Source organism: Pseudomonas sp. AC252 (assembly GCF_979258105.1).
In genome coordinates this window covers 3,794,296-3,820,224 of the sequence record NZ_OZ409837.1, presented here as the reverse complement: position 1 = coordinate 3,820,224, position 25,929 = coordinate 3,794,296, and the positions used below count along the sequence as shown (strand labels likewise).

Annotated in this window: 26 protein-coding genes; 13 read left to right on the top strand and 13 right to left on the bottom strand. The window is 58.8% G+C overall.

Going from position 1 to position 25,929, the window contains the following annotated elements; genetic code table 11:
- Positions 1-135: 135 nt before the first annotated feature.
- The 6 genes from ACZZZ4_RS17475 to ACZZZ4_RS17450 form a co-directional block, all read right to left on the bottom strand.
- Positions 136-369 (bottom strand): hypothetical protein, encoded by a 234-nt coding sequence (locus tag ACZZZ4_RS17475; protein ID WP_039763846.1) that lies wholly within the window; start codon positions 367-369, stop codon positions 136-138.
- A gap of 206 nt (positions 370-575) precedes the next feature.
- Entirely contained in the window at positions 576-1,451 is an 876-nt protein-coding gene (speE, locus tag ACZZZ4_RS17470; RefSeq protein ID WP_039763843.1) for a polyamine aminopropyltransferase, read from the bottom strand.
- A gap of 241 nt (positions 1,452-1,692) precedes the next feature.
- Entirely contained in the window at positions 1,693-1,884 is a 192-nt protein-coding gene (locus tag ACZZZ4_RS17465; protein ID WP_039763840.1) for a PLDc N-terminal domain-containing protein, read from the bottom strand.
- Between the two features lie 71 nt (positions 1,885-1,955).
- Positions 1,956-2,486 (bottom strand): hypothetical protein, encoded by a 531-nt coding sequence (locus ACZZZ4_RS17460; protein WP_415763202.1) that lies wholly within the window; start codon positions 2,484-2,486, stop codon positions 1,956-1,958.
- A gap of 80 nt (positions 2,487-2,566) precedes the next feature.
- Entirely contained in the window at positions 2,567-3,085 is a 519-nt protein-coding gene (locus tag ACZZZ4_RS17455) for an ankyrin repeat domain-containing protein (protein ID WP_463548311.1), read from the bottom strand.
- A 95-nt stretch (positions 3,086-3,180) separates the two neighbouring features.
- The gene (locus ACZZZ4_RS17450; RefSeq protein WP_463548310.1) at positions 3,181-5,019 is read right to left on the bottom strand and encodes a long-chain-acyl-CoA synthetase; all 1,839 of its coding nucleotides are present in this window, start codon (positions 5,017-5,019) and stop codon (positions 3,181-3,183) included.
- Between the two features lie 385 nt (positions 5,020-5,404).
- Here ACZZZ4_RS17450 and ACZZZ4_RS17445 point away from each other — a divergent pair, with 385 nt between their 5' ends.
- Entirely contained in the window at positions 5,405-5,683 is a 279-nt protein-coding gene (locus tag ACZZZ4_RS17445; protein ID WP_016773780.1) for a DUF3509 domain-containing protein, read from the top strand.
- A gap of 175 nt (positions 5,684-5,858) precedes the next feature.
- On the opposite strand, the gene mtnC is transcribed toward ACZZZ4_RS17445, so the two are convergent.
- From mtnC to aroC, 5 genes are all read right to left on the bottom strand, one after another.
- Entirely contained in the window at positions 5,859-6,542 is a 684-nt protein-coding gene (gene mtnC, locus ACZZZ4_RS17440; protein WP_463548309.1) for an acireductone synthase, read from the bottom strand.
- A gap of 4 nt (positions 6,543-6,546) precedes the next feature.
- Positions 6,547-7,092, bottom strand: coding sequence for a 1,2-dihydroxy-3-keto-5-methylthiopentene dioxygenase (locus ACZZZ4_RS17435; protein ID WP_039763876.1), 546 nt, complete (start codon positions 7,090-7,092; stop codon positions 6,547-6,549).
- Between the two features lie 92 nt (positions 7,093-7,184).
- Positions 7,185-7,811 (bottom strand): methylthioribulose 1-phosphate dehydratase, encoded by a 627-nt coding sequence (locus tag ACZZZ4_RS17430; protein WP_463548308.1) that lies wholly within the window; start codon positions 7,809-7,811, stop codon positions 7,185-7,187.
- Complete coding sequence (locus tag ACZZZ4_RS17425; protein WP_039763826.1) at positions 7,808-8,953, bottom strand: MFS transporter; 1,146 nt, start codon at positions 8,951-8,953, stop codon at positions 7,808-7,810. Before ACZZZ4_RS17425 ends, ACZZZ4_RS17430 begins: the two co-directional genes overlap by 4 nt.
- Before the next feature lie 34 nt (positions 8,954-8,987).
- The gene (aroC, locus tag ACZZZ4_RS17420; RefSeq protein WP_042608494.1) at positions 8,988-10,079 is read right to left on the bottom strand and encodes a chorismate synthase; all 1,092 of its coding nucleotides are present in this window, start codon (positions 10,077-10,079) and stop codon (positions 8,988-8,990) included.
- Positions 10,080-10,209: 130 nt separating this feature from the next.
- On the opposite strand from aroC, the gene ACZZZ4_RS17415 reads away from it, so the two are divergent.
- Both ACZZZ4_RS17415 and ACZZZ4_RS17410 read left to right on the top strand, forming a co-directional pair.
- A complete protein-coding gene (locus ACZZZ4_RS17415; RefSeq protein WP_463548307.1) occupies positions 10,210-11,163 on the top strand; it encodes an alpha/beta hydrolase in 954 nt (317 codons plus the stop codon).
- A 99-nt stretch (positions 11,164-11,262) separates the two neighbouring features.
- Positions 11,263-12,054, top strand: coding sequence for a hypothetical protein (locus ACZZZ4_RS17410; protein WP_463548306.1), 792 nt, complete (start codon positions 11,263-11,265; stop codon positions 12,052-12,054).
- A 99-nt stretch (positions 12,055-12,153) separates the two neighbouring features.
- Here ACZZZ4_RS17410 and prmB read toward each other — a convergent pair whose 3' ends face one another.
- On the bottom strand, positions 12,154-13,062 hold the full coding sequence (gene prmB, locus ACZZZ4_RS17405; protein WP_039763818.1) for a 50S ribosomal protein L3 N(5)-glutamine methyltransferase: 909 nt from the start codon (positions 13,060-13,062) through the stop codon (positions 12,154-12,156).
- A 236-nt stretch (positions 13,063-13,298) separates the two neighbouring features.
- On the opposite strand from prmB, the gene ACZZZ4_RS17400 reads away from it, so the two are divergent.
- The 5 genes from ACZZZ4_RS17400 (at position 13,299) to ACZZZ4_RS17380 (ending at position 16,070) form a co-directional block, all read left to right on the top strand.
- The gene (locus ACZZZ4_RS17400) at positions 13,299-13,889 is read left to right on the top strand and encodes a cysteine hydrolase family protein (protein ID WP_016773772.1); all 591 of its coding nucleotides are present in this window, start codon (positions 13,299-13,301) and stop codon (positions 13,887-13,889) included.
- Between the two features lie 131 nt (positions 13,890-14,020).
- Complete coding sequence (locus ACZZZ4_RS17395) at positions 14,021-14,341, top strand: hypothetical protein (RefSeq protein WP_016773771.1); 321 nt, start codon at positions 14,021-14,023, stop codon at positions 14,339-14,341.
- Positions 14,342-14,415: 74 nt separating this feature from the next.
- Positions 14,416-14,973 carry a Smr/MutS family protein gene (locus ACZZZ4_RS17390; protein ID WP_016773770.1) on the top strand — a complete coding sequence of 186 codons (558 nt, stop codon included), beginning with the start codon at positions 14,416-14,418 and terminating at the stop codon, positions 14,971-14,973.
- 77 nt (positions 14,974-15,050) lie between these two features.
- The gene (folE, locus tag ACZZZ4_RS17385; RefSeq protein WP_016773769.1) at positions 15,051-15,596 is read left to right on the top strand and encodes a GTP cyclohydrolase I FolE; all 546 of its coding nucleotides are present in this window, start codon (positions 15,051-15,053) and stop codon (positions 15,594-15,596) included.
- Between the two features lie 102 nt (positions 15,597-15,698).
- Positions 15,699-16,070: a glutathione S-transferase N-terminal domain-containing protein gene (locus ACZZZ4_RS17380; RefSeq protein WP_071171524.1), complete on the top strand. Its 372-nt coding sequence runs from the start codon at positions 15,699-15,701 to the stop codon at positions 16,068-16,070.
- Between the two features lie 89 nt (positions 16,071-16,159).
- On the opposite strand, the gene ACZZZ4_RS17375 is transcribed toward ACZZZ4_RS17380, so the two are convergent.
- Positions 16,160-17,326 (bottom strand): aminotransferase-like domain-containing protein, encoded by a 1,167-nt coding sequence (locus ACZZZ4_RS17375; protein ID WP_463548305.1) that lies wholly within the window; start codon positions 17,324-17,326, stop codon positions 16,160-16,162.
- 81 nt (positions 17,327-17,407) lie between these two features.
- On the opposite strand from ACZZZ4_RS17375, the gene ACZZZ4_RS17370 reads away from it, so the two are divergent.
- From ACZZZ4_RS17370 to ACZZZ4_RS17350, 5 genes are all read left to right on the top strand, one after another.
- Positions 17,408-17,854 carry a MarR family winged helix-turn-helix transcriptional regulator gene (locus ACZZZ4_RS17370; RefSeq protein WP_463548304.1) on the top strand — a complete coding sequence of 149 codons (447 nt, stop codon included), beginning with the start codon at positions 17,408-17,410 and terminating at the stop codon, positions 17,852-17,854.
- A 288-nt stretch (positions 17,855-18,142) separates the two neighbouring features.
- Positions 18,143-19,492, top strand: a complete 1,350-nt coding sequence (locus tag ACZZZ4_RS17365; RefSeq protein WP_039763812.1) for an NCS2 family permease — start codon at positions 18,143-18,145, stop codon at positions 19,490-19,492.
- An 85-nt stretch (positions 19,493-19,577) separates the two neighbouring features.
- Positions 19,578-20,207 carry a LysE family translocator gene (locus ACZZZ4_RS17360; protein ID WP_039763810.1) on the top strand — a complete coding sequence of 210 codons (630 nt, stop codon included), beginning with the start codon at positions 19,578-19,580 and terminating at the stop codon, positions 20,205-20,207.
- Between the two features lie 1,800 nt (positions 20,208-22,007).
- Positions 22,008-23,918, top strand: a complete 1,911-nt coding sequence (locus ACZZZ4_RS17355) for a hypothetical protein (protein WP_463548303.1) — start codon at positions 22,008-22,010, stop codon at positions 23,916-23,918.
- 194 nt (positions 23,919-24,112) lie between these two features.
- Positions 24,113-25,864 carry a hypothetical protein gene (locus ACZZZ4_RS17350; RefSeq protein ID WP_463548302.1) on the top strand — a complete coding sequence of 584 codons (1,752 nt, stop codon included), beginning with the start codon at positions 24,113-24,115 and terminating at the stop codon, positions 25,862-25,864.
- Positions 25,865-25,929 lie beyond the last annotated feature (65 nt).

Below are 25,929 nucleotides of genomic sequence, written 5' to 3'. Positions count from 1 at the left end.
ACGTGGTTGCGCGCGGGAAACAAGCATGTAGCTGACAAGACCAGACCTTAGCGATCCATTCGCTGATCTCGCTTGCAGAGTAGCCCCAAGAGAGCGCCGCTGCCAAGGCCTGGTTTTCGAGATGACAGGAAGTGTTCAGATGGGTGTGATGCTGCGGATTTCGATGCCGTTCTGGGTCTTGAGGTTTTTCACCCCGGCATCGGCGGTGCGCCCTTCCAGATCGTTCAGATCCAGCTGGGCAGCGACCGGAAGAAGCCGCTCCTTGATCAGCCGTGCGGCTTCATCATCGGACGGGCATTCCTCACGTTCGAAGACTTCATCAACAATTTCGCCGTGATCATCCACGAAAGTGACTTTCCACTTTTGCATCAGTGCCTCCTCGATCAACCCGTAAATGGGCTTACCTCTATCTCGACTTTTTTCCGCGATAGTTGGTTCAAAAGGATTACAACCGGCGATCATGAAACTGTAGGAGTGAGCCTGCTCGCGATTGCGGTCTGCCAGTCACAGATGCATCGACTGGGAAAAAGCTATCGCGAGCAGGCTCACTCCTACAGGGGTCTTGCGGGGAAGTCTCAGTCGTTGCTCGGCTTGTTGACCGCTTGCAGCACGTATTGCGGCAAAGCGAATGCGCCAATGTGGATTTCCGGGTTGTAGTAGCGGGTGACGATGCCGCTGCCGATGAAGCGCTGTTGCAGGGTTTCGCGACTGAGCTTGCGGTAGGCCGGGTTGGTCGAGCCCCAAGCGAAGGTCATCGAACCGCCGATGTAGGTCGGCACAGCGGCCTGGTAGAAGTGCCAGTCCGGGAACAGGCTGCGCAGACGACCGGCGGTGGTTTTGACTTCGTCGATCTGCATGAACGGCGTGCCGTTCTGGGTAACGAGAATGCCGCCGTCGTTCAGGCAACGGTGGCAAGCCTGGTAGAAGTTCTCCGAGAACAGCACTTCACCCGGGCCGATCGGGTCGGTGGAGTCGGAGATGATCACGTCGAATTTTTCAGTGGTGGTGGCGACGAAACGCATGCCGTCATCAATCACCAAGTTCAGGCGCGGATCGTCGTAGGCACCGGCGGAATGGTTCGGCAGGAATTCCTTGCACATGTCGACCACGGTGCCGTCGATTTCAACCATGGTGATGTGCTCGACGCCGGCGTGCTTGGTCACTTCGCGCAGCATGCCGCCGTCACCGCCGCCGATGATCAGCACGCGCTTGGCAGTGCCATGGGCGAGGATCGGCACGTGGGTGAGCATTTCGTGGTAGATGAATTCGTCGGCTTCGGTGGTCTGGATCACGCCGTCCAACGCCATGACCCGGCCCATGCGCGGGTTCTGGAAGATCACCAGATGCTGGTGTTCGGTGCGCACTTCGTGCAGCAGTTTTTCCATGCGAAAGCGCTGGCCGTAGCCTTCGTAGAGGGTTTCCAGGTACTCACTGGTCTTGGTGACGGTCATGGTCAAGTGCTCCGATAAATGCGCGGGCGCCATCGTGGGGACGATAGCCCGGGAAAGGCGCGCATTCTACGTTGCCGAAGATGACAGGTCGAACCTCAACATATTTTTTACCAGCGCAAACCAATGTGGGAGCAAGCCTGCTCGCGAAAGCGCAGCATCAGTTGCCGGTGATGGCGACTGACACAACATCTTCGCGAGCAGGCTCGCTCCCACAGGGATAACAGTGTGATCGAAAATCAGCTCAGATCCGGACGTTGCCCCGTGGCCCGGCAATCGCCCAGATGATCAGGCCCAGCACAGGCAGGAGGATGATCAGCAACACCCAGACGATTTTCATCCCGGTTGAGGTGCCGCTTTTCAGCACGTTGATGATGGCCCAGATGTCGAGGGCAAGGATAATCAGGCCAATCAGACCGTTGAACGTGGAACCCATGGTGTCGCTCCAGAATAGTGGCATGCACTTTTAGGATAGACGGTCGCGCGCAGGGTTCCCTTTTATTGCGTTCAGACGTGAACGGCGACCTTCAAGGCTTCCAGTGCCGGCGCCGCGGCGATGCCGATCTCGGCGCACAACTTCAGCACCCGCGGCACGTCGTTGCCGTAGACCAGGACCATTTGCAGTTCATCGTCGAGCAACTGGCTGAAGTTCATCAACGTGTAACCGCCGTTTTCCTTGTTCAGGCTGCTCATCTGCACCTGAATGCGGTTGAGTGCGGTCAGCGCTTCAGTCTTGGCCAGTTGCTTGGGCTTGAGATTGAAATCCACCCCCGGGCCAAACGAGGCAACGATTTGTGCGAACAGATCGACGTAGGTATCGGCCTGGAACAGCACAGTTTCCGGCAGGCTGCCGACCACTACCCACTCACCCAGCGGAATCGGGAAAGTGTCGTCGTAGTTGATGTCCGGATTGGCTGCCAGAAAAGCATCGGCATCGGCGTAGGCCTGAGCGGCTTCGTCAGCCACTTTCAGAATCTCATCCTCACCCATGCAGCCGGAGCTGATTTTGCTGATGAGTTCGACGAGTGCGGCTTTCATGAGGGCGGATCCTGTGGCGGAGGTGAATTTTCAGGGCGCGAAGGATAGCGCATTCTGCCCTTCGCCACAGTCCGTGGACTTTACGCCAGCAATTTTTCCAGCTGAGCGGTGGTATCGACTGCGCCCATGGTCCGCGCCGCATCCAGCGCGGTCACACCATTGGCGTCCTTGGCCTTCGGATCTGCGCCCTGGCCGACCAGGTAATCGACGATTTCAACGCGGTTGAACATTGCCGCCATCATCAACGCGGTACGGCCGTCGAAGGAAGAACCTTCAATTTCGGCGCCCGCCTCGACCAGCGCTTTGACCACCGCCAGATCGCCCTTGAACGCAGCGCCGGCAATCGGGCTCTGGCCGTTACCGTTGCGCATTTCCGGATCGGCTTTGTGTTTAAGCAGAACCTTCACCGCATCAACATGGCCGTAGTAGCTGGCGAGCATCAACAAGGTGTCGCCCTTGCTGTTTTTCAGGTTCACCGGCAGCCCGGCGGTGACCAGGCGATCGAGCATCTCGGCATCACCGTCGCGCGCCTTGTTGAAAACCTGCTCGGTGAATTCGGCAGCTTCTTCAGGGGTCATCTGGCGGCTTTGGTCGGACATGGGGCACTCCATTTCGGTCTATCGGAAAGCCGACAGTTTCCCGAGCGCGACGGTAGCTGTCACTCGGTTTTTTCCGAGCGCCCCGATAGCCACACTCAATATCGATGTTTGCCCTGTTGAATTTCAGCGAGGATTTGCTCACTGACATGCACATAGGTTTCGCTGCCCGGCAGCCAGGCGAAGATCGGGTCATCGCCCGTGAGCCCGGGGTCAAAGCCTTCCGTTTTCAAGCGGGTCTTCTGGTATTTGAAGGTCCCGGTGGTTTCCATTTTCACTTTCACCCGCAGGAACAACGGCACGGCATAGGCCGGCATGCGTTGCCGGGCGAAACTCAGCAGTTCGGCGAAATCCAGCGTGGCCAAGGATTCGGCGGGAGTGATCGCGGCCATGCCTGCACGACCGTTGGTGTTGGGGATTTCAACGCCGTAGGCCACGGCTTCAGAAATCAGCGGGTGCTGCAGCAACAGGTTCTCGACTTCGGTGGTCGACACGTTTTCGCCCTTCCAGCGGTAAGTGTCGCCGAGGCGATCGATAAATTGCGCATGGCCGAAACCGATGTTGCGCAGCAGGTCGCCGGTGTTGAAAAAGCGATCCCCCTTGTTGAACACATCGTGCAGTACGACGCGGGCGGTTTTCTGCGGATCGGTGTAACCGTCAAGCGGCGCCTTGTCGTCGATCCGCGCCAGCAGCAGACCCTGTTCGCCCTTGCCGACCTTGCGCATGAAACCATCCTCGCCACGCAGCGGCTCGCCACTGTCGTGATCGTAGGCAACCAACTCCCAGGCCATCAGCGAAAAGCCGACGGTGTTATCGAAATTGAGGATGTTGGTGAAACCGATGTTGCCGTCGCTCGCCGCGTACAGCTCACAAATGTGCTCGACGGCAAAACGCGTCTTGAACTCGGCCCAGGCGCCGGGTCGCAAACCATTGCCGATCATCTTGCTGACATTGTGGCGACTGTCATCGGCGCTCGCTGGTTGCTCGACCAGATAGCGGCATAATTCACCGACATAGCCGATGGTGGTCGCGCGATATCGGCGCACATCACTCCAGAACTGGCTGGCGCTGAACTTGCGGCGGATGGCGAAACCCGAGGCGCCATTGATTGCCGATCCCCAGCACACGCACAGACCTGTGGCGTGATACAGCGGCAAGGTGCAGTAAACAACATCATCCGGACACATATCGAGGGCGATCATGCCGAAGCTCGCCGAGCTGCGCATCCAGCGCCCATGCTTGAAGACCCCGGCCTTGGGCAGGCCAGTGGTACCCGAGGTGTAGATGTAGAAACACGGATCGTCGAAGAAGATTTGCGCGCTGCTCGGCGGGTTATCGCTGCTGGCGTCAGCACTGGCGCTGATCAGATTCACGTAACCCTCGGGCGCGATGCCCGGATGGCTGTAAGTGTCCTGATCAGCGACGAACCATGTCCGCGGTGCAGCGATGGAAACCTGATCACGCACGCCGGCATAAGCGGCAGTCAACTCTTCGCCGACCACGATGGCCACAGGCGCAACCAGATTGATGCTGTGGATAAGCGTGTCGCGCATCAGCGAGGTGTTGAGCAGCGCACTGACCGCGCCGAGCTTGGCCAGCGCCAGGATTGTTACGAGCAATTCCGCACGGTTCTCGATGAACACCGCGACCACATCGCCCTTGCCGATGCCTTGCTCGCTCAAATAATGCGCGATGCGATTGGCCCATTGGTTGACCTGCGTGTAAGTCAACGCCACGTCGCCCTGCAGCAACGCCACACCGTCCGGATTGCGCAGCGTCGCTTGCTCGAAGGTCCAGCCGAGGCCACACGTCTGGGTCGGATCCGTGACATTGGCTACCTTCATGCCTTTCACCACCCGCGGGATGGCTTTGGCAATCATCGGCAGTTTGCGGAGCATCATGCCCCAGGTAATCGTGTCGCTTGGTGCATGACGCATGAAAGCTCCCCGTTCGACCCTGACGCGTGGATCGCTATTCTTGTTATCGGGTAATGGCTGCGACCGCCGGGTTGATGTCGGAGGTCGAGAGGGAAAGTACGTCAGCGCTCGCGGGGCTGTACACGCGGTTTTTGCAATGATTTGTATCCCGTCGCGCCGCCGTGCCGAGCGCTGATTCTGGTACGGGCGTTTGGTTCCGTTGTCAGGAAAAAATCACGCAAAATGCAGGATGCACGATGGCCATTCATGCAGTTTGCACGACGCCTGCAAAATGCAACGATTGCAACTGCCTGATTTTAAAGGGATTTAATTCGCATCAATACTGGCACAAACGCTGCAACTACCTCCGCATGCTTGCCATTCAAGTACATACGGAGCTGATGACATGAGCCTGATTCAAGAAAAATTTACATCGCTGTTCTCCAACTACGAAGTCAGCACTGCCCCACGTCCTGACGGTGGCATCCTGCTCACTCTGCGTAGCAGCGACGGCAAAGTGTTCAAACGCGCACTCTCGTATCAGCAATTGCACGCCGGTGACCAACTGTCCTGGGCGATCAGCGCGATCCGCCGTGACCTGGCCGAACAAGCCAGCGAGCTGCCGCAAATTGCAATGCTGCAGAGCCAGCAGCGTTTTGCTCTGCCGACCTATCACTCGCTGTAATTTGCTCAAACAAAAACAGGCCGTGGAGCATGCGTTCCACGGCCTGTTTGTTTATGTCTGCCACGTATCACTGTGGGAGCGAGCCTGCTCGCGAATGCGGTGTTGTCAGATACAAATTACTTCACTGACACACCGCTTTCGCGAGCAGGCTCCCTCCTACATGTCCACTGTAGGGTCAGAACGCTTCCGGTTCGATTCCAGTAAAGCTGTCAACCGTCACGTGCCCTGCCAACTCCCCGCCTTCACGCGCCAGGCCACAAGTCTTCATGTCGGCCGACTGGGCAGCGTCGAGCTCTTCGACGATGTCTGACAGGAACAGGATTTCATCGGCTCCAACACCGACCGCCTGCTGAATGTTGCGGTAGGACTGTGCCTCGCGCTTCGGCCCTGATGTGGTGTCGAAATAGCCGCTGAACAGCGGCGTCAGATCCCCGGCTTCCGAGCAACCGAAAATCAGTTTCTGCGCCTGGATCGAGCCGGACGAGTAAACAAACAGTTGATAACCTGCCGCATGCCAACGTTGCAGCGCTTCAACGGCATCCGGATAAACATGTCCTTTCAACTGCCCTGCCTGATAGCCCTGCGCCCAGACCATGCCTTGCAACGCCTTCAGCGGCGTGGCTTTGCGGTCTTCGGCGATCCAGCTCAAGAGGATTTCAACAACCCGCTCGACATCGGCCTGCGGCTCGAAGCTGTCGCGGCGCACGGCGTCGAGTTGTTCCGCTACGTCAGCCCGGAATGCATTCTCGCGCACGAAATCAGGCAAGTGTTTGGCGGCGTATGGAAACAACACGTCGAAGACGAAGCTCACCGCGCTGGTGGTGCCTTCAATGTCGGTGAGGATGGCTTTGATCGACACGGTTTCAGTCCTCTAGACGCGGGAAGCGGCCGGCGATGTCTTCGCCGGTGAAATTGGCAACCCAGCCTTCCGGGTTGTTGAACAGACGGATCGCCACGAAGTGCGGATGTTCGCCCATGTCGAACCAGTGCTTGGTGCCGGCCGGAACCGAGATCAGGTCGTTCTTTTCACAGAGCACGGCATAGACGTAATCGTCGATGTGTAGGGTAAACAAGCCACGCCCAGCGACGAAAAATCGTACTTCGTCTTCGCCATGGCGGTGTTCTTCAAGAAACTTGGCGCGCAGTTCGGCTTTTTGCGGATGGTCGCTGTTGAGGCTGATCACGTCGACGGTGATGTAGCCGCGCTCGGTCATCAGTTTGTCGATCTGCTCTTTATAAGCACTGATGACTTCTTCCTGAGTGGCACCAGGCTGGATCTTCGCCGCGGCTTGCCAGCGGTCGAAACGCACGCCCTGCTCGGCCAGCGTCGAGGCGATGTCTTCGAAATGGGTCAGCACCTTGTTGGGAATCTCAGGGCTGGAAACGTGATAAACGGACAGGCTGCTCATGGGCAATTCCTCGGTAGCGGCGGCGCCGTCCGGCTCTTCAAGACCGGTCGGGCGCAGCGTGTCATCAGGCAAACGGGCTGTTTCTGGTGAACTCAGCCTTGGCGGTTCATGACGCTGCGGGTTTTCAACTCGCATTCAAACAGGAATTCAAAGGCCTCGATCTGTCGCAGCGCGTCGCTCATCTGCGCGCCCCAGGTGTAGAGGCCATGGCCGCGAATCAGATAACCGACGCAATCGGGATGGGCGTCGAGCCAAGGCTGCACCTTGGCGGCGAGGCGCGCAATGTCCTGATCATTGTCAAAAATCGGCACGCGCACCCGCGATTCGTGGGTGGAAATGCCGCTGAAGGCTTTTTGCAGTTCGTAGTCTTCGAACTCGATGAAGTCTTGCGGAGTCAGGCGCGACAACACCGTGGCATTCACCGAATGAGTGTGCAGCACCGCGCCGATTTTCGCGCGCCAGCTGTAGAGCTGGGTGTGCAATAAGGTTTCGGCGGAAGGTTTCTTGCCCGGTTCCAGGCTATTGCCAGACAGATCGGTGGCGAGTACGTCATCCAGACTCAACTGGCCCTTGTGCTTGCCCGACACCGTCAACAACGCTTCGCTTGGCGACAGGCGTGTCGAATAATTGCTGCTGGTGGCTGGCGACCAGCCCCGGCCATATAAAAAACGCCCGGCGTCAACGATCTGCTGGGCGAGCTGTTCACGGCTAAGGCTCATGGCCTGTCCTCTTGCATACGTGTGGCAATGATAACGGCAGCGGCAAGCGCTGCGAGACTGGCAATACTAAAGGTCAGTGTCGGGCCGAGGGCATTCCAGCTGTAACCGGAATACAGCGCGCCGAGCGCCCCGCCGGTGCCGGCCAGTGCCGCATACAGCGCCTGGCCCTGACCTTGCTGGCGGGCGCCGAAACTACGTTGCACGAATGCGATGGCAGCCGCGTGAAAGCTGCCGAACGTCGCTGCATGCAGCACCTGGGCGAACAGCAGCACCCAGAGAAATTCCGCAAACGAACCGAGCAGCACCCAGCGCAACGCCGCCAGCAGGAAACTTGCCAGCAGCACTCGACGCAAGGAAAAGCGCGCCAGGATGCGACTCATGGCCATGAACATCAGCACTTCGGCGACCACGCCAACGGCCCAGAGCATGCCAATGACGCCACGGCTGTAGCCGAGGCGTTCAAGATGCAGAGTCAGAAAGGTGTAATACGGCCCGTGGCTCACCTGCATCAGCGCGACGCAGGCATAAAACGCCAACACGCCGGGATGGCGCAACTGCTTGAGAAAACCCTCGCCCGCCGGCCGATTGCCTTGTGCCGGTTGCGCATTCGGCACCCACAGACTGCTGAGAACGATGCCGGCCATGATCAGCACCAGCGCCGCCGGATAAATGTCCAGACTCAGCCATTCGAACAGCCGCCCCAGCACCACCACGGTAATGATGAAGCCGATCGAACCCCACAGGCGAATCTGGCTGTAGCGCGACGTCTGCCCCTGCAGATGCGCGAGAGTGATGACTTCGAACTGCGGCAGTACCGCGTGCCAGAAGAACGCATGCAGGGCCATGACCATCGCCAGCCAGGCGTAGGTCTGGCTGACGAAAATCAGCGAAAAGGTCAGCAACGTGCACACCGCGCCAAAGCGCACGATGGCCAAACGCCTGCCGGTGTAATCGCCGAGCCAGCCCCAGATGTTCGGCGCCACGCAGCGCATCAGCATCGGAATCGCCACCAGTTCGCCAATGCGTGCGGCGCTGAAGCCAAGGTGATCGAAGTACAGCGCCAGAAACGGCGCTGTCGAACCGAGCAAGGCGAAATAGAACAGATAGAAACTGGACAGCCGCCAGTAAGGAAGCGCCGCCACGCCGGTTATGCCGCGACGGCTTTGAGCGCAGCCATCAGAGCTGGCCCAGCACCGGCGTGCTCACTCGCACATCGGCGTTCTGCCCACGGTGGCGCAGCAGGTGATCCATCAGCACGATGGCCATCATCGCCTCCGCAATCGGCGTCGCGCGGATGCCGACGCATGGGTCGTGACGACCCTTGGTGATCACATCGACCGGGTTGCCATTCACGTCGATCGAGCGGCCCGGAGTGGTGATGCTCGAGGTCGGTTTCAAGGCCAGATGCGCAACGATTGGCTGGCCGGACGAGATACCGCCGAGGATGCCGCCGGCGTTGTTGCTGAGAAAACCCTCCGGCGTCAGCTCATCGCGATGTTCGGTGCCGCGCTGGGCGACACAGGCGAAACCGGCGCCGATCTCGACACCCTTGACCGCGTTGATGCTCATCAGCGCGTGGGCGAGTTCGGCGTCGAGGCGATCGAAAATCGGCTCGCCAAGACCCGGCATCACCCCTTCGGCGACCACGGTGATCTTCGCCCCGACCGAGTCCTGATCGCGGCGCAACTGGTCCATATAGGCTTCGAGTTCCGGGACCTTGTCCGGGTCAGGGCTGAAGAAGGCGTTCTCTTCGACCGAATCCCAGGTCTTGAACGGAATTTCGATCGGGCCGAGCTGGCTCATGTAGCCGCGAATGACGATGCCCTGACTCGCAAGGTACTTCTTGGCGATCGCACCGGCCGCTACGCGCATGGCGGTTTCCCGCGCTGAACTACGGCCACCGCCGCGATAATCGCGCTCGCCGTATTTGTGGTGATAGGTGTAGTCGGCGTGAGCCGGGCGGAACAGGTCCTTGATCGCCGAGTAGTCCTTGGACTTCTGGTCGGTGTTGCGAATCAGCAGGCCGATCGCGCAACCGGTCGTGCGCCCCTCGAACACGCCGGAGAGGATTTCGACTTCATCGGCTTCCTGGCGCTGAGTGGTGTGGCGGCTGGTGCCAGGCTTGCGGCGATCGAGGTCACGCTGCAGATCTTCCAGGGAAATCTCCAGACCCGGCGGGCAGCCGTCGACAATGGCGACCAACGCCGGACCATGGCTCTCGCCAGCGGTGGTGACAGTGAACAACTTGCCATAGGTATTGCCGGACATGCAGGACGCTCCGTGAAATCAAACCCGAATTCTTGATGCGCGCCAGTATACGCAGGCTAACCGAGTAGTTCATCCTCGAACCTTAGTGGTGCTGGCGAGTCCAACCGGCACCTTGACCAATGATGGCGTGATGATGCTGCGAGTTCTGATCTTGAGTCTTACCCTCTTTACCGGCTTTGCCCAGGCGACAGTCCTACAACGCCCGATCACTCTGGACACTGGCAAAGGCGAACTTTTCGGTTCGTTGTTGCTGCCCAAGTCCGACAGCCCGGTGCCGATTGTTCTGATGATTTCTGGCTCAGGTCCTACCGATCGCGACGGAAACAACCCCGACGGCGGACGCAATGACAGCCTCAAGCGCTTGGCGTGGGTGCTGGCCAAACACAACATTGCCAGCGTGCGCTACGACAAGCGCGGGGTCGCAGCGAGTCTGGCGGCCGCTCCCGATGAACGTGATCTGTCAGTAGAAGGCTATGCAGCAGACGCGGTGGCGTGGGGGCAGAAGCTCAAGGCCGATCCGCGTTTCGGCAAACTGATTCTGCTCGGCCACAGCGAAGGCGCGCTGATTGCCAGTCTGGCTGCGCCAAAGCTGGACGCAGCGGCGGTGATCTCGCTGTCCGGCAGCGCGCGCCCCGTCGATCAGGTAATCCGCGAACAGCTGGCGCGCAGCCTGCCGCCGCCATTGATGCTGCGCAGCAACGAACTGCTCGACAGCCTCAAGGCCGGCCATACCGATGACAACGTGCCGCAACCGTTGCAGGTGATCTTCCGCCCAAGCGTGCAGCCCTACCTGATTTCGCTGTTCCGTCAGGACCCGGCGCAAGCCTTTGCCCAGCTGAAAATGCCGGCACTGATCGTTCAAGGCAGCAACGACATTCAGGTCGGCACCGAGGACGCGAAGCTGCTCAAGGCGGCGAAAACGGACGCGCAACTGACGGTGATCGATGGCATGAACCATGTGCTGCGCATCGTCCATAACGACATGAAACGGCAACTGGCCTCCTACAAGGACCCGAATTTGCCCTTGGCCGCCGAACTCGGCGCTGCTGTCATCGAATTTATTGACGGAATTCGTGCAAGTTAACTGCGTTTTACCCTCCAGCCTCACAGAAAACGGCCGATAAGCCTTTGTCGCCAGCGCAACGTCTGGCGGCAAGCAGGGCTTGGACAGGATCTCGCCGTTATGACTGACACCCAGACTTCACCCGACACCAGCGCTGAAAAAGACGCACCGCCAGCGGTCGAGCTGCCGTGGGCGGACGTTCAGGCCGAGCACCACAAGATGCTTCGCCTGGCGCCACTGCAGACCGACCGCAACACCGGCGGCCGGCCGTTGCGTTTTGTCGAATTCGGTTACGCCGAGCGCAACAGCAAAGAGCGCAGCCTGATGCGCATGGCGATCAAGCTGCCCAACCAGCGCGTGCGCAAAGAGCAGAATCATCTTGATGTGTGGGTCGACCACGCGAGCAAACGTGTGAGCTTCGGTCCCGACAGTGGCTTGCAGATCGAACCACTGAATCGCGGTATCGGCCGCTTCATGGCCGCGCAAGGCATCAATTGGGCTAAGAAGCGCTGGCCGGGATACACCGTTGACGGCATGGACCTGAACAACAAGGACGCACTCAACGAAGACACTCGCTTGCGTCGTGATCACTTTCTACGCGTGCACGGTTTCGATGTGGCTTACGCCGACGCCCAGCATTTGAAAGGCAGCATCAAGGCGGTGCAGGTCGGTGATCTGCTGGGTGACTGGAACAGCGAAAAGCTGCAGATCGTTGAAATTCTTGAAGCCGCACAGATGCTGCAGCAGGCCGAGCAGAATCTGGCTGAGCAGGAAGTGAAGCTGAAAAAGCAGGAAGAGAAAGTCAGCAAGTTCAAGCGCGAAGACGCCGGGCTGCGCTTCACCATTACGTGCCTGGTGGCGTTTGCGGTGTTTCAGGCGGGGTTGTTGATCTGGATTGCTACGCACCGTTGATGGCTTGAGACCGCGTCGCGGCCATTCGCGAGCAGGCTCGCTCCCACAGGGGAATGCATTCCAATGTGGGAGCGAGCCTGCTCGCGAGCTTTTAACCGGTCAGACGCGTGAGGCAAACAGTGCCTGATGCGCGCGGCACTGCTCGGCTGTCAGCATGAACACGCCATGCCCGCCGCGCTGGAAATCCAGCCAGGCGAAATCGACTTCCGGGTACAACGCCTCGACGTGCACCTGGCTGTTGCCCACCTCGACAATCAGCAAACCTTTCTCGGTCAGGTGATCTGCGGCTTCGGCGAGCATGCGCCGGACCAGATTCAGACCATCATCACCGCAGGCCAGGCCTAGCTCCGGCTCGTGCTGATATTCGTCCGGCATGTCGGCGAAATCTTCCGCGTCGACGTACGGCGGGTTCGACACGATCAGGTCGAAACGCTGCCCCGGCAGGCCCTCGAAGCCATCACCCTGCACCGTGTAGACACGCTCATCGACGCCATGGCGCTCGATGTTCTGATTGGCCACTTCCAACGCCTCGAACGACAGATCCGCGAGCACCACTTCGGCGTTCTGAAATTCGTAGGCGCAGGCGATGCCGATGCAACCGGAGCCGGTGCACAGGTCAAGAATCCGCGCCGGCTCATCACCGATCCACGGTGCGAAGCGGTTTTCGATCAGCTCACCGATCGGTGAACGCGGGATCAGTACGCGCGGGTCGACAATGAACGACATGCCACAGAACCACGCCTCGCCGAGCAGATAGGCGGTGGGAACGCGATCTTCGATGCGGCGCTTGAGCAGGCGCTGCAGGTTGACCAGTTCATCGTCCTCCAGCGCGCAATCGAGATAGCTGTCGGCGATTTCCCAAGGCAGGTGCAAAGCGCCCAGTACCAATTGGCGCGCCTCGTCCCAGGCGTTGTCGGTGCCATGGCCGAAAAACAGATCCTCCCCATGGAAGCGGCTGACGGCCCAACGGATATGGTCGCGCAGGGTACGAAGTCGGGAAGTGATCACGGCATAGAACTCCAAAAAAACGACTGGCGATTCTAGCAGCCAAAACGCCCGCCGACGACGCAGGAAAAACCGCGCGGCGACGGTAGGAGATTTCTTTTTTGCATCAGGCATTGAACGGAACGTGTAACTTGACAAGGCTGCAGGCCAAGAACGACGGCGCCTACGATGGTAGCGATTCACAGAACCGCTCAGCCAGAGGACAATGTCGCAAAAGCCCCACCCCGAGGAGCCCCAGAATGTCCGTTCCAAAAACGATGTTTCAACTCAGCGGTCGCGGTTACGCAGCGGCCACACTGAGCCATGCCACCGTGGTCATCATCGATGCCCAGAAGGAATACCTCAGTGGCCCGCTCGCCCTGAGCGGCATGGACGCGGCCGTCGCGAACATCAAACAAGTGGTTGCCGCAGCCCGTGCCGCCGGTCGGCCGATCGTGCACGTGCGTCATCTCGGCACCGTTGGTGGCCTGTTCGACCCGCAGGGCGAACGTGGCGAATTCATCCCCGGTCTGGAACCGCAAGGCGATGAAACCATTATCGGCAAACTGCTACCCAGCGCATTCCATGGCACCGAGCTGCTCGAACGTCTGCAAAACCTCGGCTCGCTTGACCTGATCGTCTGCGGTTTCATGAGCCACTCCAGCGTCAGCACCACCGTGCGCGCGGCGAAGAACCTCGGTTTCCGCTGCACCCTGGTCGAAGACGCCTGCGCGACTCGCGATCTGCCCTTCAAGGGCGGCGTGCTCAGCGCCGAACGCGTGCAGGAAGCGGAAATGGCGATCATGGCCGACAACTTCGCCACGCTGGCCAAGACTCAGGACCTGATCTGACCCTGCCCTTGTGAGCGGTGCATTGGCGCCGCTCATCCGCTATATCCGCTGATTTGCCGCAAATGCCATAGCCTCAGGAACAACCCGGTCAACTCCCGGTCGAAGGGCCGATACCATTGAGGAAGGTCGGAATGAAGTTATCCGATGGATTTGACGCACGCCGTTTGCGGCCCAAAGGCCAAAGCAACTGGCGTTTTCGATTTGGCGCGGCGATCTCGGCCATTCTGGCGACGTTCGGCGTGCTGCTGGCGATGGCCGGCGCCGCCAGCCTGCTCGGCCGCCCGCCGGCGCTGGGTGACCTGAACGCATCACCGCTGGGCTCGGCAATCATGCTCGCCGTCGGTTTGCTGTTTCTGTATTTCGGCGTTGCCCTGTGGCGCCGCTGCCGCCGTCGCGCACGGCAATCGCGGGAACTGAACATGTCCCCGCATCTGATGAAAAAACACGACTGACCCAACGGCCTGGCTTTTTGCCGGGCCGTTTTGTGTCGACTTGGGTAAACTGGCCGCCCTTCGCGGAGGCTGACATGCAAGACGACGATTTTTCTCTGTTCAAAAGTGCGATCCAGGGCGTCAAGCCGATCAAGCACGACCGCGCCGACACCGGCAAACCCAAGGCTGACCGCGCGCAGATCGCCAAGCTGCGTCAGTCCGCCACCGTGCGCAGCGACACCACCATCATTGACGGTCTTTCCGACCAGTTCGTGATCGACGTCGGCCCGGAAGACGAGCTGATGTGGTCCCGCGACGGTGTGCAGGAAAGCCAGATGCGCAAGCTCAAGGTCGGGCAGATCCCCTTCGAAGGCAGCCTCGACCTGCACGGCATGAGCGTGGAAAAGGCCCGCGAGACACTTTGGGCCTTTCTCGCCGAAGCGACCAAATTCGAAATCCGCTGCGTGCGCGTGACTCACGGCAAGGCTGTGCGCCTGGATGGCAAGCGCCCGATGATCAAAAGCCACGTCAACACTTGGCTGCGCCAGCACGCGCAAGTACTCGGTTTCTGCTCCTGTCAGGCCCGCCACGGCGGCGCTGGCGCGGTTTATGTGATGCTGAAACGGACGATGATGGAAGGTCGCGACGAATAAAGCCGTCACACCGAACTTGCAGGGTTGTGTCCGCCACCGTACCCTTGCCCTTTGCGAAAATCCCCACAGGTAGTTTCATGTCCCTGGAACAGAATTACACCGCGATTCTCGGCCAATTGGGCGAGGACGTGTCCCGCGAGGGCCTGCTCGACACGCCAAAGCGTGCCGCCAAAGCCATGCAGTACCTCTGCCGCGGTTATGCACAGACGCTCGAAGAGGTCACCAACGGTGCCCTGTTCAGCTCCGACAACAGCGAAATGGTGCTGGTCAAGGACATCGAGCTGTATTCGTTGTGCGAACACCACCTGCTGCCGTTCATTGGCAAGGCGCATGTCGCCTATATCCCGAGCGGTAAAGTGCTGGGCCTGTCGAAAGTGGCGCGGATCGTCGATATGTACGCCCGTCGCCTGCAGATTCAGGAAAACCTCAGCCGCCAGATCGCCGATGCGGTAATGCAAGTCACCGGCGCGCTGGGCGTGGCCGTGGTGATCGAAGCCAAGCACATGTGCATGATGATGCGCGGCGTGGAAAAGCAGAATTCGTCGATGATCACGTCGGTGATGCTCGGTGAGTTCCGTGAAAACGCAGCAACCCGTAGCGAATTCCTCAGCCTCATCAAGTAATTCGCAACAGAAAACAGCCGGCGTTGATCGCCGGTTTTTTTCGCCCATGAAAAATCGGGTAAGCTGCGCGCCTTTCTTCATTTGCACCGTGAGGCTTTCAACGTGTTCGTCAAAGCGCTTCGTGTCGGCCTCGGCCAACTGGTTATCTTCATCGACTTCATCACCCGCCCGGGCAAGAAGAAACGCCCCGCCGCTGCTCAGGCGCAAGTCGACGCTGCCGCAAAAGATCTGACGCTGTATCAGTTTCATGCCTGTCCGTTTTGCGTTAAGACCCGTCGCGCCCTGCATCGCCTGAATGTGCCGGTGGCACTGAAAGACGCGAAGAACAACGAGCAGGATCGCCAGACGTTGCTGGAACAGGGCGGCCGGATCAAGGTGCCTTGCCTGCGTATCGAAGAGAACGGGCAGACTACCTGGATGTATGAATCCAAGGTGATCATTGATTATCTGGACAAGCGGTTTGCTGCAGTCTGATGTTAATGGGTTGGAGCGCTAGCCGCCTTCGCGAGCAGGCTCGCGAAGAGGCCCGCACTGACAACGCCGGCCCTTGAGCCGGCGTTTTGCTAGGCCGCTCTCTCCAGCTGCGCCCGCCGCACCACTGCCGCCAGCCGCTTCAATCCCTCATCCAGGCGCGCCGGATCAATGTGGCTGAAGTTCAAGCGCAAATGCCCGTGATGTTTGTCTGGCTCGGGAAAGAACGGCTCACCCGGCATGAACGCCACATCATTGGCCAACGCCTCGTTGAGCAATGACCGCGTATCCAGAGGCTGCTTCAACGTCAGCCAGAAAAACAGCCCGCCCTGCGGCATGTTCCACTCCGCCAGATCGGCAAAATGGCTTTCCAGCGCCAACTGAAACGCATCACGCCGCTGCCGGTAGAAATCACGCAGTTCGCTTAAATGCTGTTGATACTTCTGCGAGCCGATCCATTGCAGCGCCTGCCACTGGCCGATGCGATTGGTGTGAAGATCCGCCGATTGCTTGAGCTTGAGCAGGTGCGGGAACAGATCCGGGCTAGCGATGAGGTACCCGACACGCAATCCCGGGAGCAAGGTTTTCGAGACGGTGCCGGTATAGATCCAACTGGCTTTATTCAAGCGCGCGGCAATCGGCTTGGCACTGCCGCCATCGAAGGTCAGCTCGCGGTACGGCTCGTCTTCAATCAGGGTGACGCCGAACTCATCGAGCAACGCGGCGACGGCTGCGCGTTTGGCCTCGCTGTAGCGTACGGCGGATGGATTCTGGAACGTCGGGATCAGGTAGATAAATGCCGGGCGGTGCTGTTGCAGACGGTTGCGCAGTTGCGCCAGGTTGGGACCGTCGGCTTCCTGCGGCACGGTCAGGCAGTCGGCGCCGAACAGCTGGAAGATTTGCAGCGCGGCCAGATAGGTTGGCGCTTCAAGCAAAATTTCCGTGCCCTTGTCGATGTACAGCTTGGCCGCCAGATCCAGGGTTTGCTGCGAGCCGCTGACCACCAGCACCTGACTCGCCTCGCATTCCAGACCAAGCGCCCTCGCCTCTGCCGCCAAGGCTTCACGCAAGGCCGGCTCGCCTTCGCTCATGCCGTACTGACCAAGCGATAACGGCAACTCCGCCCACTCCACTTTCGGCAACATCGCTTCGGCAGGCAAGCCGCCGGCGAATGACATCACTTCTGGACGCTGAGCGGCAGCAAGGATTTCTCGGATCAAAGAACTTTTCAGGCGCGAGACACGTTCGGAAAAAGCCATGGAGGTCACCGTAGCGAGGGATGTGAAAAATGAGTCAAACTTGTTGACTGAAATTACGACAGCCTGAGCGAGTACGTCAACATGATTGACCTTAAAAACCCCTCCAGTCAGCAACAGGCCATGGAAGCGTTTTTCTTCGGCTACCAGGCGTTCACTGCCAAGGCAGATGAAATGCTCGAGCGCCGCGGACTCTCGCGGGTGCATCAGCGCATCGTGTTTTTCATCGCGCGCTACCCGAGCCTCAGCGTGAAAGAGCTGCTGGCTCTGCTCGGCGTGAGCAAACAGGCGCTGAACATGCCGCTGCGCCAGTTGCAGGAGATGCATCTGGTCGACAGCGTCGCTTCACAGACGGACAAACGTAAGCGCCTGCTCGAGCTGACGGCGGAAGGCGCGAAGTTCGAGCAGGCGTTGCGCCGCGAGCAGGTGAAATTGCTCGAGCGGGTGTTTGCCGAGGCTGGAGAAGCGGCGGTGAATGGCTGGTTGGCGGTGAATCTGGCCTTGGGTGGCAGTCTGATAACTCTTGAGTGAATCAACAGGCGCTTTCGCGAGCAGCCTCGCTCCCACATGGGAACGCATTACAAAGGTAGGAGCGAGCCTGCTCGCGTATGGCTTGATAGCCATATATCCCTATCAACAAAAAAATCGGCGACAAAACCCAAAACAATATTTGCTTTATTTGTACACAAAAGCATAATCCACTGCGTGCGAGTTCCTGACTACACGGTCAACAAATTCGCGTATGCCTCAAAGGGCCGCTGCCACCCCTCATGGGTCCGGCCCTGGAAATAACAATAAAACTCTTGAGGAGTACTCGCTGTGGAAAGCCGCAAATCCGAAGCACCGCCGCTCGAGCTCACGCCGCCATTACGCAATGGCCTGCTGGAGCGTCTGTTCAAACTCAGCTTGCATGGCACCACGGTGAAGACCGAGCTGATTGCCGGTCTGACAACCTTCATCACCATGGCTTACATCATCTTCGTCAACCCGAACATCATGGCCGACGCCGGTATCGATCACGGTGCGGCCTTTGTCGCCACGTGTATTGCCGCGGCATTGGGCTGCCTGTTGATGGGCCTGTACGCCAACTGGCCGGTCGGCCTGGCACCGGGCATGGGCCTTAACGCCTTCTTCACCTACACCGTGGTCGGCACCATGGGCTACAACTGGGAAACCGCGCTCGGCGCGGTGTTTGTTTCGGGTGTGCTGTTCATGTTCCTGACCTTTTCGCGAATTCGCGAGTGGCTGCTCAACAGCATTCCGGTCAGCCTGCGTTTTGCGATGGGCGCCGGTGTCGGTCTGTTCCTCGGCCTGATCGGTCTGAAGACTGCCGGGATCGTCGTCGACAGCCCGGCGACGCTGATCAAACTCGGCTCGCTGCGCGAACCCGGCCCACTGCTGGCCGCGATCTGCTTCCTGATGATCGCGATCCTCAGTTACCACCGCGTGTTTGGGGCGATCCTCATCAGCATCATCACCGTCACCCTCGCCGGCTGGGGTCTGGACCTGGTGCACTACGAGGGCATCATGTCCGCGCCGCCGAGCCTGGCGCCGACCTGGATGGCAATGAACGTCGCCGGTGTGTTCAACGTCAGCATGATCAGCGTGGTGCTGGCCTTCCTCTTTGTGCACATGTTTGACACCGCGGGCACCTTGATGGGCGTGGCCCAGCGCGCCAATCTCGTCGCGGCTGACGGTCGCATCGAAAACCTCTCGCGGGCGATGAAGGCCGACAGCGCATCCAGCGTATTCGGCGCCGTGGTTGGCGTGCCTCCCGTGACAAGTTACGTGGAAAGTGCCGCCGGCGTCGCCGCTGGTGGTCGGACTGGTCTTACCGCCGTCACCGTGGGTGTGCTATTTATAGCGGCCATGTTCTTCGCCCCGTTGGCTGGCATGATTCCCGCTTATGCCACGGCTGGCGCACTGATCTACGTGGCGATGCTGATGATGGGCGGCATGGCCCACATCGAATGGGATGAAGCAACCGACGCGATTCCGGCGATTGTCACGGCGATCATGATGCCGCTGACCTTCTCCGTTGCCGACGGCATCGCATTGGGCTTCATCACGTATGTGGCGCTGAAGGCCGGCACCGGCAAGTACAAGGAAATTTCCGTCAGCCTGTGGGTGCTCTGCGCGATCTTCATCGCCAAGTTCATCTTCCTGTAAGCGCTGCGCGGTTCAGGCTTCAAACCAGCCTCACCCTCACGGGTGGGGCTTTTGCGCATCTCGATAACAACAAAGGAGCAAAACGATGAGTCTGGAAACCTGGCTGCTGTTCAGTGGCGCTGCACTGGTGGTGATCCTGATCCCGGGACCGCTGTCGTTGCTGATGATCAGCAACAGTCTGAATTATGGTTTGCGCCGGTCTTACCCGGCGTTTCTCGGCGGGGTGATTGCCTCGGTCTGCCTGCTCAGCGCTTCGGCGCTTGGCCTTGGTGCTCTTTTGCTGGCATCTGAGCAGTTGTTCAGCGCACTGAAAATCGTCGGCGCGCTGTACCTGTTCTATCTCGCCTGGCAGAGCTGGCAACAATCGCGGCAGCCATCCACGGGCGCCGAAGTTCCTGACGCCGCACCGGTGCCGCGCTTTCGCACACTGTTCGGGCGTGCCTTCGTATTGGGCGCGAGCAATCCGAAGGACATCCTGTTCTTCGCCGCATTTCTGCCGCAGTTCCTCAGCGCCAACCAACCTTTTCTGCCGCAATTGCTGATCATGATCGCGACCTGGGTGGTACTCGACCTGTGCTGCAAGCTGGCATACGGCCTGGGCGCCCATGGCGCAGCGCGGTATCTGCGTAGCGGTAAAGGCCAGAGCTGGTTCAACCGGATCAGTGCCGGATTGTTTGGCGGCGCCGGCGCGGCATCATTGCTCAGCAGTCATTAAATAATGGCTGTTCATCCCGACTGAACGGATTCGAGTCGGGATGCTGCTGTTTACAATTAACCAGGGCGCGCCAACCCTGTAATCATTGACGAGCAATACACCGCAACAACCCCTTTATATACAGCGCTCAAAGGGGCGCCTTAATATCCGCTGCAATTCGAAACGACAGCCTGAACAAGGAAGTTCTCATGGCCACCTTGATACAAAACGCCTCGATTCAAACCGATCCTGCAATAGAACCAAACAATCAGAAAGTTACCGACACGGTCGTTATCACGGATATGCTTTTCGAGAGCAACGAGCGCACGTCTGCAACGATCGACTTTCCCGAACACCCTTCCAAGCGTAACCAATTGAAGTTCGCGGACGAAATATTCGGCCCTCTGCAAATTGGCGACATATCGATAACGCGGGTTGCGCTTGACAGTCTGGGAGCGACCGTCGACGGCAAACCATTGAGTGGTCGGAACACCTTCAGTCGAGTGCTGAAGCGTTCTTTTATCGATGCCGTGCAATTGGACCTGAACAAGGTCGAACATGCCATGAAGGCTGCCACCGGCAGTGACAGTTATTTATTGCCAACCCTGCTGTTTGAAATGGCCAGTCATCGCCCCTTGACCGCCCCCGTGCTCTTCAGCGGTCGCGTTACTGATGAGCACGAACCGGGCAACTACCGGCGCAAGCTGGTGAAACTCGCCAATGCGGCACAGGCACTCGACCTGCAGCATGTGCATCTGCCTCAACACCATCCACGCTGGAAAACATTGACCAAAAGCTACGCAACACTCGGCTCCAGCGTAGGTATTCAAGGCTTCGGGATATTCATGGGGCTGCGCGGAGTCTTCGATGCAATCAAGACAAAGAACACCGCAGAGATCGCGATCAACAGCGCAGGCATCGCTTCGGAACTTGGCTCGATCGCCGTCGACATTGGCGTCAGCAAAGCTGCCACCCAAATGCTCACTGTCGGGCAACATGCCTACCGTGACTTCGCCAGAACCCGAATGGCGCTCAGGCTGGGCCGTTCAGGCGGTCTGCTCGGGGGCGCGCTGACGCTGCCTTTCGATATCTACACCGCCGTGCGATCCATGAATGCTGCCGAGAACGCCACGGGCAAGGAAGCAATGGATCATTACGTCAGCGCCAGCCTGAGTATTACCAGCGCCGCCATGACGGTGATTCTCGGCGCCGCGGCGATGGCCGGCTTTTCCTTCGCCGGCCCGGTTGGATTGGCTGCCGGTGCAATGCTAGCCATCGGCTCGCAGGTCTATGGTGCGGTGCGCATTGTCGACGATATCGACGACTACATAGAACTCACTCTGGATGAGCGTTGGCGCACTGGCTGGTTTTCGTTCTGCATGGCGGATATCGATCAGCACGTTCAAGACCGTTATATCAAGGCCAAGACGCTGTTGCAGCATTCCATCAAGTTGAAGACGACGGCGAGAAAATTGCTCGATGGCCCTCTCAAGGACAGTACCGAAGCCATCGTCAATGGCCAATTCGAAGTCCGCCTGCGGCCCACCAAAGTCTGGAAGCGAAACTGGTGGACGAAACGCGACGCCTGGGAATCGGTACATGTTCCTGAAATAGTCGGTCTGGATGACACCATCGATGCCCGTGAAGGCGTCACACAGAACACGCCTGGCGCCGAACTAGGCACCCCGGCAGACAACAAGAGCGTTATGTGGCTGCTGGCCGAAGGTCGAGATTCAATCAAGGGGGTCGAAAAAAACCGAACGTCTTTCATTACAAATCCGGGAAAAAGACCTCACCGGTGGCGAGAAAAACGACCAGTTCGTGTTCGACAATGCGGCCGAATTCCTCAAGCAAGATGTGGATGCAACAGAACATTCGATACTGCGAGGTGGCGCAGGCCAGGACACGCTGGTGCTCGGTGGCCGTTACTCCGATTACCGCACCGATAAAACCGGTTATGACGTGGACCTGCTGGCCGGCACGCTGCAGATCATTTCGACCGACAAATCAAGCGAACTGGGCAAAAAGTATGCCTTGTACAGTTTGCTGGACAGCATTGAAAACGTTGAAACCGTCAACGGCGCCGCGAGCGTCGTGACCGGTACGGCGCAAAGCAACCTTATCAAGGCCCGCGGTAGTGACGTGATCGAAGCGGGTGCCGGCGATGATCAGATCTACCTGCTGCACAAGAATGCCAAGGCATCCGGTGAAGCGGGCGCCGATCAATATTTGATTGCGCATGTGGCCGGACGCTTCTCGATCTTCGAAGATGGCAAACAGCCAAGCCATATCGTACTGAACTGGAAAAAAGAGCTTATTGACTCATGGCACATCGAGGGTAACGACCTGGTTATCACTTCGGGGTTTGAGTTTCATGAACAATCAAAAAACATCTTGACCATCCATGATGTCTACGAAACAAAAGCCAACGTCCGACTACTGGTCAATAGGGATCTGACTTTCATCACCAGCGACGGTTTCCATTTCAGATTTGAGCTGCCGGAGAAACTCTCAAAGGACGAAGCGGCAGACTTTGCTGAAATACTGATCAAACTTGGTCAGTCACAACAACCCATTATCGTTTACGCCGAAGAGTGCTGGATCAGGCATCAGCAGGAAGCGAGCTATTACTTGCCCCGCTCCAGCAACATGACAACTTTTTACTCAGTGCTGCGCGCTGAGAACGTCACCAGAATCTATCTTGATTACAGCAGCGATGAATTGACAAAGGCCGAGGCGCATTTATTCGCATACAAACCCATGTCCTATCACCTGACAGCAGGGTGTCATCTCGTTTATCACGTTGGCGAAAAGCGGATCAAACTGAATTATTTCGCCGCCGCTCGTAATGAAGGCGAACAAGACAACCTGACAAAAATGTTGCGCACCATGGCTGTCCGGCCGTTTTACCGTTATGTGCTGATTTTCAATGACGGTGTCGCCATCAATGCCGGCCTCTCGGATGAAACCGATGTCCTGCCGGCCTTCACCGATTACAGCGTACCAAGGGACTGGATCAGGCAAATGAAGCTGCCCTTGCCTGTCCGCTCGCGACGCTACAGTTATGCCCTGCCGGAAAACAGGGCGTACGAAATGGGCAATCGCAACTGCTGTGCCACGCTAACCGCGCAGACCGTGCAAACCGCGATGGAAAGCCTGGTGGGAGAAGGCTCCACGTATCTGATACACCTCGTTGCCAACATGACACTGCGACTTTCTACACCGGGCGCCCTCGCCAGCTCGACCGTGCGCCTGATGCACTCCTCTACGTGGGAGCTCGATGCCACAAAACTCGGGCCCGTCGATATCAGACTCTCGAACAATCAGCTATCCATCGGCACCTGTACTGTTTACCTACCGGTGTACGAAAGCGAGGACTTGATTGATCAGATTCGAGTCATCACTGAGAACGGAGTGGTGCATACAGTCGATCTGGTGTTTGACCGGGTCTACCGCGATGGCCTTGATGCACGATTCTTTGAAGCCCCCAACGCTACCAGACCGCTGCCCTCAGCACTGGCCTCGCTGGCCAGCGAGGTGGTGAAGGTCAGAAACGCGGGCTGGATCTTCGATGAGTCAGCGGCAGTGAGTTACAGCTTTGCCGCACACGGCTGGGTATTGCGTGCCGATAACTCGCGAGTTGAAGCATCCGAGTTGCAAGTGGCCAATCGTTGCAGCCATCAGTCCGGGATCTTCCTGCCGACGCCAACCCTCAATGTCCCTGTAGCGTAACGGCAAAACAATTAATCGACAGCACCCTTTGCAACCCTGCGCTTTGCCAGGCGCCCGCGCGCGCCTGCGCATCCACTTCATGAGTAGTTCAGTATGGCCAAACCACCCAAAAAGTTTCTGTCACGACAAAAACCAACCTCCCCGACGCCTCCGGCTCAGGTTCGCCGACACGCAGCAACACCATCGGTCTGCACATGCCGGATGCCTTGCTGCTGGGCATTCAACCGCCACCCCTCAGCCGGGGCGCCGACACCTCCGCAGCGGTTGATCGCCAGCCCGCGGTGGTCATTCATGAGTTGCCGCCTACAGCGAATCGTATTGGCACCACTCGGAACGCGATCCCCTGGCCGCAGGAGCGCGCTCACGAGCTGATTGCCGTGCCAGACAAGAGCGGTCTGTTCACCGGTCCGGATCAGCGAACGTACGCACAAATCGATAGTGAAGGACGGTTCGTGGTCGAACAGGATCTGCACGGCAACTACCATTTACCCCTGACTTTCGCCCCCGGCGTCACCGGCCTCGCCCTGGTTCCCAACGAAGGCCAGGCGAGCTGGAGCATCCAGCGCCCTGACAGGCCATCGATCCGGCGCGCCCCGACTACCTTGGCCAGCCCCGACTATCTCGCACCCTCGGACGTCAACACGCTGACCAAGCCGCAACTGGCCACTGATGGCATTCGCTACAACAAGCTCAAGCAGACCTTTGTCACCACGGTTGACGGAACAGTCATGGTGCGCAAAAACAAGGACGGCGACTATCAGCAGGCGTCAGCGGCAAGCCATGCGGCACCGGAGATATTTTTTGAACAGATCGCGGGAACCGTGTTCTGGCGGCAGAAAGCACCCGGCACCCAGCCCGCAGAGCCCCCATCATCCAGCCGACAGCCGATCGCCCAGGCCGAAGAGCCCATCGCCGGCCCGAGCAAACGGCCACGGCTGGAGGAGACTGACGAACCGGCAACACGGCAAGCACCCAGCGCCCAGGATCAGCATCCGGCGTATTTCTGGTTGCCCTGGGGCCATTTGAACAAGCCTGCCGGGATCGAATCGGTGCAGCTTGGCTGGTTGCATTATCCCATCGTGCCCGTTGGCTCAAACCCCGCGCCCCGGGTGTTTTTCGTGCTTCATCCCGAGTTCGCGCCAACGCACTTCGAGGCGTTCGAACACATGCTGGCCACCGCCCCCGCCTTGCAGCCGGTGGCCACGTTTCGAATCGGCAACGATCCAGGTGAAATACATCCGGGCAAACACTTTTTCGAAGCGCCAATCACCCAATCCGTTGCTCGTGCATTCCCCGATTTTTCTGACGCCACCGCGCGCGCCGTGGCCCGACGACTATTCGAACTGGCCGACCACTCGCCGACGATCACCGGCACCGGGCTGGTCAACATTGATGCTGCGTTGCAGCAATGGCAGCACCGGCCGCTGTCTACGACGCCGGCCCAGACCCGCGCCGACCCGATGAGCATGCTGACCGTGGCGCCGGATATTGACCTTGGCGGGAAACGACTGATTCCGATGCCTTCCCAAGTCGACAGTGAGCTGCAACGCCTGACCTTCGATCCGCAGCGTTTTCCAGCGGCCTGGAATCACTACTCAACCTATCCCTCGGACCTGAACCTGAGGCGGCTGATCGGTTCCTTGCTGGTTAACAGCGGCTACGAATTATTCCCGCTGACGTATGAACATCGCATGCCGACGCTGGTATTCAAACGGGCCCACCACGATCAGATTTTCTTCCTCAAACTGGGAGCGATCGACCAGGCAGGCCTCACTCATGTGCCCGGCAATGAACTGACCGAACCGAGCACACCCGCGCGAATCGGCCAGGACGCCTTCAAGGCGCTGACCGAGGCCGCCGCGCAAAACAAAGTGGTCTGGCTGATCGGCGGAGTGTTGAAGGTTGCCGGCAAGCCTGACTCGGTATTCATCATTCGCGAACGCTGAGCATGGCGCTCGGTCGCCGGTTTGGAGGGAAAATTGCGGCCATAAAAAAAGCCCGCAGTGTGGGC